This window comes from Pseudoalteromonas sp. CnMc7-15, from assembly GCF_022347925.1.
Taxonomy (GTDB): domain Bacteria; phylum Pseudomonadota; class Gammaproteobacteria; order Enterobacterales; family Alteromonadaceae; genus Pseudoalteromonas; species Pseudoalteromonas ruthenica.
The window spans coordinates 182,290-194,911 of the sequence record NZ_JAKRFT010000002.1 but is presented as its reverse complement, the minus strand read 5'-3'; the positions used below and the strand labels follow the sequence as shown (position 1 = coordinate 194,911).

Here is a 12,622-nt window from a genome sequence, read left to right as displayed (position 1 = left end):
ATGGCAAAAAAACGTAAAAATGATACTCGAATAGATCCGTTCGCAACAGCGGTAGAAAATAGCAGCCTTGATCAACTTTTAGAACAAGCGCAAGCTGGTGATGTTATTTGCATGCCAGCACCGAGCGATCCGCAGCGTACAATTCGCTTAACGTGTGAGGTGATCCCCCACGCTGAAATAGAGCAGCGTACCAAAGTTTATGGTAAAAACCGCCGAGTTCAGGCCCTGCTGACCGAGAAATCTGTGGCTGACATTTTACCCGCAATTGCAGAAGATGGACGCAACCAGCACCCGGCTTTGGCTTGGGAGCATGATGACGGTTTATTTGTGCTGGCGGGTTCTCGCCGCCGTAAAGCCTGTATTCTCGCAAAAGCTGACTATTTGGTATTAAGCTCTGCAGATTTCAACGATGAGGACGCCAAAATACTCGCGGTTTCTTCAGATCAGTATATTGCGCCAAGTTTGTGGGAGTTGGGGCAAGCATATGTATACACCCGTGATGAGTTACAGCAGCAAGGTAAAAAAGGTTCTTATCGCGAAATCGCGGCCCTCGAGGGAGTGTCACACACCGCTATCGCTGATGCCATAAAAGCGTATGAGTGTCTTCCTCACGATGTTTTGGCGCTCTACCCTACTGCCAACTACGTCGGGCGCGAAGTCGCTAAGAAACTGATTCAAGCCAAAGATAAAGACGCAGAAAGCTTTAATGAGCGTGTTAAACAATGCAGTGGCCATTTTAGCGACCAGCATTTTGACAGTGACGATAAGGCGGCATTAGCCGTTACTAAGTATTTGTGCGATGTTGAGCAGGCTGGAAAACGTACGCAAGATATTGATTTAGGGAATGATTTTGTGCGTGTACAAAAGCATACTAAAAGTGGTGATGTAACCATAAAAATCGATAATAAAGTGCTAACAGATAAACGCTTTGCACAGTTGGCGAAAATGCTAGAGAGCTTTAATTAGCCATCATTCTGTATAAGTAAGCTCCAATCGGGGCTTACTTTTTTAAACCTTTGTACCTATTTTGTGGGTTCCTCACTAGTTCATACTTTTTCCTTCCCTTTAAAGGCGATATACTGGCATATTTGAGTTCCCGAGTAGGTCCATGGCGTCGTCGTTAACCAAAGAGGATTTATTGGCTGTTTTTGCTGAAGTGAATGAGCAACAGCAGTTTTCATTTCCACTTTCCGAATTGGCATTAAAACGATTATTCACCAAAGGTGTGTACAGTCGTGCTCAGCAAATGTTGCGAGATGAGCAAGTATTGTGGGTAAAGGCAAATGATGACTACACGCAAATCGATGCCCAAGTGATGGACGACGATGGAACCACCTACGATCAGCAGATTCGTCTCAATGTCACAGCCCAAGTTGTTGATGTTGAAGCGCACTGCAGTTGTGATGCTAAAGTCCGTTGTAAGCACGTGGCCTCGGCGTTACTGCAGTTGAAGTTACAAAGCCAAGGTGATTATGCTCATCAATACCGTATCGAAGATTGGTTTAATGAGATAAAAAGTGATGGCTCTGCGTCTGATGTGCAAAATCACGGAATTGCCTTTGAACTACATCCTCATCATCAGCAATTAACTTTGACGGCTAAAATCGCGGCACTAAATGAAGATAATGAATACACTCAAGGGCGAGCGTTAACCGAACAACAAAGCCACGCTCAAGTGACACCTAAAGGGGTATGTGAGCAAGACTTTCGGCTGTTTTCTTGGATCCGCTCACAAAACCAGCCTGGCAAGTTAACCCTTCACTCCCAGTGGGGTGAAAGAGCACTTTTGCAGCTACTTAGTAACGCTCAGCTGTTTTTTGAAAAGGAGCGTCAGCCGTTACAACTGGGTAAGCCTATAGCGCTTAGTTATCAATGGCAGGTTAAGAATGATATTGCTCAGCTGCGCGCAAATTATCCTAATTTCAACGCCGAGCGTGTATTACCGACCTCCCCACCCTATTACGTTAATACTGCGGAACACCAGGTACATGCTTTGCAAACTCATCTTAGTGCAGAGCAAATACAGGCGTTAGCACGCTTTCCGCAGGCCGAAGCCAGTGAAGTGGACGAGTTAGCTAAACGGCTAATGAAAACGCTTCACCTGAGAACTTTGGTGAATCAAAAAAAAAAGTTAACTCCTTACTTTAATCTGCAATTTTTAACTGCCCAGGTGCCCTATAAAGTCCGTCTAGTGGCAAAGGAGAAAACGCCAGCGGCAATCGCACTGCAAAATTTAGGATTGCAACCATGTAAAGCCCCTTTACAAGATGAGTATATATTTATTCCTCGTTCACGCTTACATCAACAGCAGTGGCTGTTTGAATTGAATAGCCAAGTGCAGGCGCTGGGCGGTACAGTGACAGGCCTTCCCAAAGCTGATGTGAAGAACACTAACTCAGCGCGCATTGTCGCCCAGGTAAATGCGTTGCACGGCCATCGCTTAGAAGTGCAGTTTGTTATTAACCATCGCGCTAAGGACTATCCATTGACCTTAGCGCAAATGCAGTCGGTGCCAGCCTATACCGCACAGCATTACTTTATTGCAGTAGAGGAACGTTACTTTACTATTACTGCTGCCACTGCTGAATGTATAAGGCAGTATCTTGCCCGCTTTGCTCGTGGCAAACATCAGCCGCTCTGTACGCTTCCTCGCAGTCTTTATCAGCAACTACAACAAGAACAATCATTTGAGCTACGAGTGGATACTCAGTTGCAAAAGTTGCTCGCTCCGGCCACCTTGAAGTCGCTGAAAAAGCCGCAGTTACATCACAGTGTTACTTTGCGAGAGTACCAACACTCAGGCGTTAATTGGCTGCAATTGCTCGCTGCACAAGGTTTAGGTGGGGTATTAGCCGATGATATGGGGCTAGGTAAAACATTGCAGGTTATCGCCTTCCTGAGCACCTTAGAAAATACCCAAAAGCCCCACTTAGTCTTGTGCCCAACGAGCTTAGTCGCGAATTGGTACAACGAAATTCAACGCTTCTGTCCGCATATGGATGTCGATGTGGTTATCGGACACAACCGTACCGCACAATTACAGCAGCTAAATTGTAAGAATGTTATTGTCACAACCTATACGCTATTTAAACGTGACTTTGCGTTTTATCACGGTGTGCAATTTAACACCGTGGTGTTAGACGAAGCGCAGGCGATAAAAAACGCGCAGTCACAGTTAAGCATCAAGGCCAAGCAGTTACAGGCCCAAACACGAATCGCACTCAGCGGCACACCCTTTGAAAACAATTTGCAAGAGCTCAAATCGGTATTTGACTTCGCTTTGCCCGGACTGTTAGGCAGCGACGCTCAGTTCAAAAGTAACTTTCTCGAAGCCACTGATGGGCTAGTAGCGCTGCAAGAGGCTATAAGACCTTATTTGCTGCGCCGAGCGAAAGCAGATGTACTCTGCGAACTACCTAGCAAAACTGAGCTGGTAAAACAGCTCGATATGTTACCCGCACAAGCTCAGGTTTATCACAATTATCACCGCGCTTTACACGATAAACTCGCCCATTTAGTGGCGCACCAGGGGGTGGGGAAAAGTAAGTTACAGTTCCTTGATGCACTGTTGAAACTTCGTCAAATTTGTTGCCATCCGCAGTTAGTTGATGACGCGCACGAAGCCAGCAGTGCGAAGCTACAGTGGTTAGCCACGCATTTACCGCATATGCTCGCTCAGGATCATCATGTCATTATCTTTAGTCAATTTACCTCAATGCTGCGTTTAATTGCCAAGCAGTTGACCGACTTAGAGGTTGATTACGCGATGCTCACCGGTCAAACTCGTGACCGCCAGCACCAGGTGGACGAGTTTCAACAAGGACATAAACGCGTGTTTTTAGTCAGCCTTAAAGCAGGCGGCAGTGGCTTAAATTTAACCCGCGCCGATACAGTGATCCATTTCGACCCTTGGTGGAACCCCGCTGTAGAGCATCAAGCAACGGACCGCGCTTATCGCATGGGCCAAGATCGCTCCGTCTTTGTGTATAAGTTAATTATCGCCGATTCCGTGGAACAACAAGTGATGTCTTTGGCAGATAAAAAGCGTCACTTGGTTGATGAGTTCTTAAATACGAGTTTGTTGGTAGATAAAAAAATTGATGATAATCAACTGCTTGAGATGCTTAACTTACAAAATGAAGAAAAAGCATAATTTCTTTTGAACTTTTGGCTGTCGCCAGACTCTATTATTATGCTTGTTAGACAAGCACCCTATGTTGATTTCCCTGATTATTATGAATTGGCCAGCTTTGATTTAGCTGGCTTTTTTTTGTCTGGGATTTGCTATTATCAAGCCAACAGCATTATTTTTGCGAGAAAGGTATGTTCGCGTCACTTTCCACTACAGCATTATTGAGCCTAGGTTCCCTCGCCTTTGTTATTCCTCTTTGTTTGTTCCTAGGGGTCAGGGTATCACACTATAAAAAGCGCAATGAGCACACACAGCAACAGCTTTTAGCGCAACAGCAATATCATCAGCAGCAGCTTGGCGAACGAGATAATCGTTTAGAGCGAGAGCGCCAGGAGGCGCAGCAACTGCAGCAAAAGTTAACCCTTGTTCATGGCCGTTATGAGTCATTGAAAGCGACCCTAGAGCAGAAAGAAGCGCACTTTGAGCAGCAACTGCAGTTAGTCAAGGATTCTAAAGACCAACTAAAGCAAGAATTTAGCGCGCTCGCGCAACAAGTCTTTGAGGATAAATCACAGCAGTTTAAAAGCCTTAATCAGCAGAGCATGGAGCAGATATTAAAACCAGTACAAGGCGAGTTAAAAGGTTTCAGAGATAAAATGGAGCATATCCACTCGCAAGAGCTGCAACAACGAGCTGCACTTAAAGCCGAGTTAGTACATCTACAAAAACTCAATCAATCTATTACCGAACAAGCTGAGCGTCTCTCTACGGCCTTACAAGGGCAAAAGAAAACCCAGGGTAACTGGGGTGAGTTAATGCTAGAAAACGTCTTAGACAGCGCTGGACTGCGCCTCAATGAGGATTATCGACGCGAAGCGAGCTTTGATACTCCAGAAGGTCGCTTCCGTCCCGACGTGGTGGTCTATTTGCCACAACAACGCCATATTATCGTCGATGCCAAAACATCTCTAAATGCTTACACCCGATACGTTAACGCCCATAACGATATCGAAGCTCACCAAGCCTTGGCTGAGCATGTGCAAGCGATGAACGAGCGTATCAACGAGCTTGCAAGTAAAGATTATCATCGTTTGGAGCAACTGAACTCCCCGGAAGTGGTGATTATGTTTGTGCCCATCGAAAGTGCCTATGTTGAAGCTCTGAAGTATCAGCCTGATTTGTATCAACGCGCCATTGAACGCAACATCTTGGTTGCGACACCGACAACCTTACTTACCAGCTTGAATATTGTTAAACAGCTTTGGCGTTTTGAAGATCAATCGAAGCATACGCAAGAACTGGCCAAACGTGCAGAGCGGTTTTACGCGAAACTCAACAGCTTTTTGGTATCAATGGACGGTGTAGGTAAACAGCTCGACAAAGCCAAAGAAACTTACGATAAAGCCTTTTCTCAACTTTATAGCGGCAAGGGGAATCTTATAAAACAAGCCAATGAATTCAAAGAGTTAGGCGTTGCTGTTCAAAAAGAGCTACCTGCTGAGCTACGTGAAAAGGCTGAGCTTGAGCTACAACAAGCTCAATAAAGACAGGAGTCAATGTGGCGCTTTTCTGATTTGTGTAATTCCTAAAGCGATAAAGGCTGCAGATACTGCAAACAAAGAGAGAATATTGCCAATGAATGCGGCGCCAGCAAAAGCGATTGCGCTGGCGATAAATAAGTATCCAGATATCTTCATCATAACACGTCCCTATATGGCTGAAGTAAGTGATAACGGTGATACACAGCGTTCGTAAACCCCCTTTACAATTCATGAAACTGTCATCTTAGAACCCTAAGCTATGCGCAAAAAATAATGACTTAGGTTTTTTATGACATCGCATCATTCTCAGGGCTTTATCGAACGCCTGCAGCAATTACAAAGCTTAGCGCAAAATAAGTATGGGATCGAAATAGCTTCGGAAAAATTTATCGCTGATGAGAGTTATCGGAAGCTGGTACTCAATGAATTAAGCCTATTGGGAGATAGTGAGTTAAGTGCCGTCATAGCCGCTATGCAAGATATGCAACAGCAGCAAGGGGCATCACCCAGCACTGGCGCAAGCGAACAAGTCAGCAAAGATAAAACCACCACGCCGCTGTCACTTATTTTTGCTGGGGTAGCTGTCGTTCTTGCGCTCGTCGCCACAGGGTATACCTTTTACGTCAACCAGCAGCCTGACATCGCCATGGCCTCGAAGCCAGCGGCACCAACACAAGTCAACACAGCTCAACAGCCTACCAACAATGGCAGGGTTCAAGAGAAAGAGCAACAGCCAGCGCAACTAGCATTTCGTATTCACGGTTCCAACACCATTGGTGAAAAGCTTGCTCCAGCCTTACTCGAGGGCTACCTAAAGGAGCTCGGGGCAAAGCAGTTTAATTGGCGTCAAGGCGAGGTAAGCATCGAAAGAGAACTGCACTATCAGCTCGATAGCAAGTCATATTACATCGAGTTGCATGCGCATGGCTCAAGCACTGGTTTCGCAGACATTGAAGCCGGCAAAGCAGATTTAGCAATGGCTTCACGCAAAGTTAAAAGCAAAGAAGTCGATAAGCTTAAAGCGCGTTTTGGTGATTTCAGCCAAATAGGCAATGAGCACATTATTGGCCTTGATGGATTAGCCGTTATCGTTAACCAAAATAACCCTGTCAGCCACCTATCAACGCAGCAATTAGCTGCGGTTTTCTCCGGTAAAATAAGCAACTGGCGTGAGCTTGGAGGACCTTCTGAGACCATTAATCTATATGCTCGAGACGCCAAGTCCGGCACCTGGGATACCTTTAAAAACTTAGTACTTAAAAAGCATCAGGCGCAGTTAAGTCCGCTTGCCCAGCGTTTTGAGTCAAGCTCAGTGTTATCTCAAAAGGTTTCACAAGATGAGTACGGCATCGGTTTTATAGGGCTGAACTACATTCTTCACAATAAGGCAATTGCGGTCTCTGAGGGAGCTCAAACAGCGCCCATCTACCCTACTCGCTTTACTATCGGTACTGAAGATTACGCGCTAGCACGTCGACTTTACGTGTATACACCGACCACGGCATCGATGTTTATCAAGAACTTTGCTCAGTATGCCATTTCTTATGCTGGGCAAGAGATAGTCTCCGATACGGGTCTTATTTCGCAGAATATTCATGTTGAGCAAGTGCAGCCAATGACTGAAGCGCCCACGGTATATAAGCAGTATGCTAAACAAGGTCAGCGATTATCACTGACGTTTCGTTTTGAGCATGGAAGCGGTCAGTTGGATAACAAAGGTAAGCGCGACCTCCAACGTTTGCTCGATTACCTTGAAAGTCATGCCCAAAAGCGCGTAATACTAATGGGGTTCTCTGATAACTCCGGGGATGCAGGGCGCAATAAAACATTATCTTTGCAGCGTGCTCGTTCTGTAGAGCAGGAGCTCACCGCTCGCGGTGTGGCGGTCTTTGACACCCAAGGGTTTGGTGAGGTTTTGCCTGTTGCCAACAACCAAAGCAAAGAAGGTCGTGAACGTAATCGTCGCGTTGAGGTGTGGGTGTTGTAATTATTCTGTCATCGATAGCTGCTACTTTAGTTGCTGATTCAGGAGGGGATATGTTTGCCATATTAACGGATCACTATAATCTTACCGGCGCCTTTGCCCGCTTAAGTATGGTTGAAGCCATGCGTGTACAACGCAATTTAGATCAGGTTTTTACCGACTTAAAGCTACCTTCCGATGCGCTTCTTAACCGTATGCGCGAAGAAGGGTTACTCAAAGACGCGATAGCGGGTGTTAAAAAACCGCATACCGATGCGAGTGAATCCGTGATTCAGAGTCACCTCGGACAACTCTTTTTAGACTATCACAAACTCAAAGCCACCTTAGCCAAGCTTAGCTTGGCTGAGCAGGTTGCTTGCAAAGAGACATTTACGATTGCTGCTAAAGCTTTAAATCTGCCCTCTGCAGATTTAGCTGCGATGATGGCACAAGAAGGTGTGTCGGTAGAAGCTATGGTGCCTAAAGACCCTCAACAAGAGCGTATTAACGCTGTCCGTGAGCGATTAAATCAAGCTGCGTCACAGCAACAGAGTGATGCTCAGCGCGTGCGTGATCGTTTGAACTCATTGGTTGAGGAGCAAAAAGACCCAAAGGATGAAGTCGTAGATGAAGGGGCTCAAGTCGTGCCACTGCGTCGCCAACAAGCATAAGAACAGGCAAGTTAACTCAGTTTTGCACCGCCTTTTAGGCGGTTTTTTTATACCTTGAGTTAGTAAAAAAGTGATTTGTCCCTGTCGTTTAGTTAGTAAAAATGTGGTCTGTGATAAAAATAAAGCTCAATACAGTTGGTAAAAAAGTGGTTTATACCGCTGTAAAGGCCCAGTAACCTCTTTAATAAAGCTCTCCTTGGGGAGATGAGCACCGCCTTGTTTGCACTAAGTAAAATGCTGATCCAAAAAAAGGGCCGATAACGGCCCTTTCACTGGCAACACACCTTTTGGTTTAGAACTGGTTCATGGTATTGGCTTCGCCGCCTGCTTTGAGTGCGTTTTCGCCGCAGAAGTATTCCTTGTGGGTATCACCAATATTTGAACCCGCTAGGTCTTGGTGCTTCACTGAGGCTTGCTCTCGACGGATCTCCTGACGTTGCACATCGCGCACGTAGGCAAGCATACCTAAGTCGCCAAAATACCCTTCAGCAAGAATATCGGTGCTGAGCGCTGCTGTGTGGTAGGTGGGTAAAGTGATCAAATGATGGAAAATACCCGCCTCACGTGCCCCGTCACGCTGGAAGTTTTGCACATGATGATCCGCTTCTTTGGCTAGTTCTGAGCCATCGAGGCTCGCATCCATAAGCACTTTAGGATCTTGGCTTGGGTCTGGATAAGCACTTAGATCGCGGCCATCTTGTTGCCATTGGCTATACACCTGCTCACGGAACTTCAACGTCCAGTTAAATGAAGGCGAATTGTTATACACCAATTTAGCGTTAGGAACCTGCTCGCGAACGCGGTTTACCAGCTCCGCAATTTGCTCTACATTCGGCTTCTCGGTTTCAATCCATAGCAAATCGGCACCATGTTGTAAGCTTGTGACACAGTCTAGTACTACGCGGTCTTTTTCCGTACCGGCGCGGAACTGATATAAGCCATTATCTAAGCGCACCGGTTTACATAGCTGACCGTTGAGCTTAATGGCTGTTTCACCTTCTAGCAGATCATCCCCCCCAGAAATAGGTTGGGTATCTAAGAAGCTCAAGTATTGGCTAGCAAGATCTCCGGCTTCCTTGCTTACTGGAATTTTCTGGGTCAAGCTCGCACCTAATGAGTCGGTGCGCGCAACGATGATGCCATCATCAACACCCAGCTCTAGAAAGGCATATCGAACCGCATTGATTTTGGCCAAGAAGTCCTCGTGGGGCACCGTTACCTTACCGGCCTGGTGACCGCACTGTTTAGCATCGGATACCTGATTTTCAATTTGAATTGCACAGGCACCGGCCTCTATCATTTTCTTCGCCAATAGATAGGTGGCTTCCTCGTTACCAAAGCCGGCATCAATATCGGCAATAATGGGCACCACATGGGTCTCAAAGTTGTCGATTTGTGCGGTGATAGCTGCAACATCGCCACCTTGGGCCTTGGCCTCGTCCAATGCCTTGTATAGATGATCAAGTTCACGGGCGTCGGCCTGTTTTAAGAAGGTATAGATCTCTTCAATAAGCATAGGCACCGCCGTTTTTTCGTGCATACTTTGATCCGGTAATGGACCAAACTCAGAGCGCAATGCTGCCACCATCCAGCCACTAAGATAGACATAGCTGCGCTTAGTGGTTTTTTGATGACGTTTAATGGCCATCATCATCTGTTGCGCGGTAAACCCATGCCAACAACCTAAGGATTGCGTGTACTGGCTTGAATCACCGTCGTAAGCGGCCATGTCCTCGCGCATCACCTTAGCGGTGTATTTGGCGATATCGAGACCGGTTTTGAAACGGTTTTGAAGCTGCATACGCGCTGCATATTCCGAATTAATCCCTTGCCACTGCGGTAGGTTGCTTTGACGAAGGCTGCTTAACGTGTCGATGTGTGCGTTGTAGTTTGTCATTATAGGTATCCTTTGAACGGGTAACTGTTTAATTGCCCCAAAGCCAATGTGAGAGTGCTCGGTGCGTTGTATTTTTACCCTAGGACGAATTGGGTTGATTTATTAAATTTATAGTTATTATTGTGGCTATATTTTTAATGAATGGGGTTTGGGTTCACATCAGCGCTTTTTCAGTTACAGTGAAATGACTAACTTCTTCGTTTAAAGGAAACGCACATGACCCAGCGCATCTCTCACAGCGGCTTGGCTATTGATGCTCAGCTTTATCAATTCATAACTGAGCAAGTCCTGCCGCACACTGAACTCGATACTGAACGCCTATTCGCGGGTTTGGCCGATATCATTCAGCGCCTTACTCCCATCAATAAGGCATTACTGGCGAAGCGGGATAGTTTGCAGAGGCACATTGACGGTTATTATCAGAAAAATACTAAAGATAACCATGATGAATATACCCAGTTTCTAAAAGATATCGGTTATTTGCTCGAGCAACCACAACAGGTTAGCGTAGAAACCGAGGGTGTAGACGATGAAATCGCGCGCATGGCTGGACCGCAGCTTGTGGTGCCAGTGAGTAATGCACGCTTTGCCCTAAACGCCGCCAACGCCCGCTGGGGCTCCTTGTATGATGCACTGTATGGCAGCGATGTGATCAGTGAGGAAGAAGGCGCAGAGCAAGGTAGCCAATACAACCCTGTGCGCGGTTTTAAGGTCATGGCCTATGCGCGACAATTCCTAGATAAAGCGTTACCGCTTAAAAGCGGCTCACACATTGAAAGTACCGAATATGCGATAAACAATGGCGAGCTTGTGGTTATTTTGGGTGACTCTCAGCAAGTAACCCTCGCTGAGCCCTCGCAGTTGATTGGCTATCAGGGTCAACCTGAGCGCCCGACTGCGTTGCTATTTTGTCATCATGGCCTGCACTTTATTATCGCCATCGACCCACACAACCGCATCGGCCGCGACGACAAAGCTGGCATTAAAGACATCGTACTCGAGTCTGCTCTAACCACCATCATGGACTGTGAAGACTCTGTCGCTGCCGTTGATGGCGAGGATAAAACACAAGTTTATCGTAACTGGTTTGGGCTGATGATGGGAAACTTGAGCTGCGAATTTTCCAAAGATGGGCAAACTCAGACACGGCGCCTTAATAAGGATCAACATTTTACTAAGTTAGATGGCTCGTCGCTGACCCTTCATGGCCGAAGCTTAATGTTTGTTCGCAATGTCGGTCACCTGATGACAACACCCGCCATACTAGACAGCGATGGTAACGAGGTATTTGAAGGCATATTGGATGCGGTCTTTACTAGTTTGTGCGCGCTTCCCGAATATCACAGCCGCTCCGAGTTAGCTAACTCGCGCACTCAGAGTATTTATATCGTTAAGCCTAAAATGCACGGCCCCGAGGAAGTGGCCTTCACCGCGCAGCTATTTAGTGAAGTGGAGGCTTTATTAGCCCTTCCTAGCAATACCTTGAAAATGGGGATTATGGATGAAGAGCGGCGTACTTCGGTGAATTTGAAAGCCTGTATTGCGCAAGCGAAACAGCGAGTGGTCTTTATTAATACCGGCTTTTTGGACAGAACCGGCGATGAGATTCATACCGCTATGGAGGCCGGTGCGGCATTGCCAAAATCGGCAATTAAAGCTCAGCCTTGGATAGATGCTTACGAGAAACGCAATGTTAGTATTGGCCTAGAATGTGGCTTAAGTGGTAAAGCACAAATAGGTAAAGGCATGTGGCCAATGCCAGATAAACTGGCGTTAATGATGGAGCAGAAAATCGGCCATGTGAAATCGGGTGCCAACACCGCCTGGGTGCCCTCCCCGACTGCCGCAACCTTACATGCCCTTCATTATCATGATGTTGATGTATTCGCGCAGCAAAAAACATTATCAGCACAAAGCCAGCAGTCCTTTAGAGACTTACTCACACCGCCGATTGATAATCAGCAACAACTCAGCAGCGAAGATATTCAGCTCGAACTCGATAATAATGTGCAAGGCATTTTGGGGTATGTTGTGCGTTGGGTAGAACAAGGCGTTGGTTGTTCAAAAGTGCCCGATATCAATAATGTCGGCTTAATGGAAGATCGCGCGACATTACGGATTTCTAGTCAACATATTGCCAATTGGCTACACCATGGAATTTGCACCGAAGAGCAAGTCCTGAAAACCATGAAGCGTATGGCTAAGGTGGTTGATGAGCAAAATGCGGGCGATAGCCAGTATAAAAATATGGCTGATAGTGAACAAAGTTTGCTTGATAGCTTAGCGTTTCAAGCTGCGACAGATTTGGTTTTCAAAGGTAGATCACAGCCCAATGGCTATACCGAGCCGCTTTTGCATCATTACCGCCGACTGTTCAAAGAACGCCAAGCGTCGATGTAAAGGGCCTTTACAGCAATA

The 12,622-nt window shown here is 46.4% G+C and carries 8 protein-coding genes; 6 read left to right on the top strand and 2 right to left on the bottom strand.

Annotation, left to right across the window (positions count from 1 at the left end; genetic code table 11):
- From MHM95_RS04620 to rmuC, 3 genes are all read left to right on the top strand, one after another.
- Positions 1 to 966, top strand: coding sequence for a transcriptional regulator (locus tag MHM95_RS04620; protein ID WP_239384483.1), 966 nt, complete (start codon positions 1 to 3; stop codon positions 964 to 966).
- Positions 967 to 1,108: 142 nt separating this feature from the next.
- Complete coding sequence (locus MHM95_RS04615) at positions 1,109 to 4,153, top strand: DEAD/DEAH box helicase (RefSeq protein WP_239384481.1); 3,045 nt, start codon at positions 1,109 to 1,111, stop codon at positions 4,151 to 4,153.
- A gap of 170 nt (positions 4,154 to 4,323) precedes the next feature.
- The gene (gene rmuC / locus MHM95_RS04610; protein ID WP_239384479.1) at positions 4,324 to 5,676 is read left to right on the top strand and encodes a DNA recombination protein RmuC; all 1,353 of its coding nucleotides are present in this window, start codon (positions 4,324 to 4,326) and stop codon (positions 5,674 to 5,676) included.
- A gap of 9 nt (positions 5,677 to 5,685) precedes the next feature.
- Here the strand turns inward: rmuC and MHM95_RS04605 are convergent, their stop codons facing one another.
- Positions 5,686 to 5,832, bottom strand: a complete 147-nt coding sequence (locus MHM95_RS04605; RefSeq protein ID WP_022943535.1) for a hypothetical protein — start codon at positions 5,830 to 5,832, stop codon at positions 5,686 to 5,688.
- A 130-nt stretch (positions 5,833 to 5,962) separates the two neighbouring features.
- Between MHM95_RS04605 and MHM95_RS04600 the strand changes: the two genes are divergently transcribed.
- Positions 5,963 to 7,660 carry a phosphate ABC transporter substrate-binding/OmpA family protein gene (locus MHM95_RS04600; protein WP_239384477.1) on the top strand — a complete coding sequence of 566 codons (1,698 nt, stop codon included), beginning with the start codon at positions 5,963 to 5,965 and terminating at the stop codon, positions 7,658 to 7,660.
- A 50-nt stretch (positions 7,661 to 7,710) separates the two neighbouring features.
- Positions 7,711 to 8,307: a hypothetical protein gene (locus MHM95_RS04595; protein ID WP_138589014.1), complete on the top strand. Its 597-nt coding sequence runs from the start codon at positions 7,711 to 7,713 to the stop codon at positions 8,305 to 8,307.
- Between the two features lie 292 nt (positions 8,308 to 8,599).
- Here MHM95_RS04595 and MHM95_RS04590 read toward each other — a convergent pair whose 3' ends face one another.
- Positions 8,600 to 10,204, bottom strand: coding sequence for an isocitrate lyase (locus tag MHM95_RS04590; RefSeq protein WP_022943532.1), 1,605 nt, complete (start codon positions 10,202 to 10,204; stop codon positions 8,600 to 8,602).
- Positions 10,205 to 10,420: 216 nt separating this feature from the next.
- Between MHM95_RS04590 and MHM95_RS04585 the strand changes: the two genes are divergently transcribed.
- Positions 10,421 to 12,604, top strand: coding sequence for a malate synthase G (locus MHM95_RS04585; RefSeq protein ID WP_239384475.1), 2,184 nt, complete (start codon positions 10,421 to 10,423; stop codon positions 12,602 to 12,604).
- Positions 12,605 to 12,622: the final 18 nt, after the last annotated feature.

Coding starts and splice junctions, on each gene's coding strand:
- MHM95_RS04620 (WP_239384483.1), top strand. CDS start 1: ATGGCAAAAAAACGTAAAAATGATACTCGAATAGATCCGTTCGCAACA.
- MHM95_RS04615 (WP_239384481.1), top strand. CDS start 1,109: ATGGCGTCGTCGTTAACCAAAGAGGATTTATTGGCTGTTTTTGCTGAA.
- rmuC (WP_239384479.1), top strand. CDS start 4,324: ATGTTCGCGTCACTTTCCACTACAGCATTATTGAGCCTAGGTTCCCTC.
- MHM95_RS04605 (WP_022943535.1), bottom strand. CDS start 5,832: ATGATGAAGATATCTGGATACTTATTTATCGCCAGCGCAATCGCTTTT.
- MHM95_RS04600 (WP_239384477.1), top strand. CDS start 5,963: ATGACATCGCATCATTCTCAGGGCTTTATCGAACGCCTGCAGCAATTA.
- MHM95_RS04595 (WP_138589014.1), top strand. CDS start 7,711: ATGTTTGCCATATTAACGGATCACTATAATCTTACCGGCGCCTTTGCC.
- MHM95_RS04590 (WP_022943532.1), bottom strand. CDS start 10,204: ATGACAAACTACAACGCACACATCGACACGTTAAGCAGCCTTCGTCAA.
- MHM95_RS04585 (WP_239384475.1), top strand. CDS start 10,421: ATGACCCAGCGCATCTCTCACAGCGGCTTGGCTATTGATGCTCAGCTT.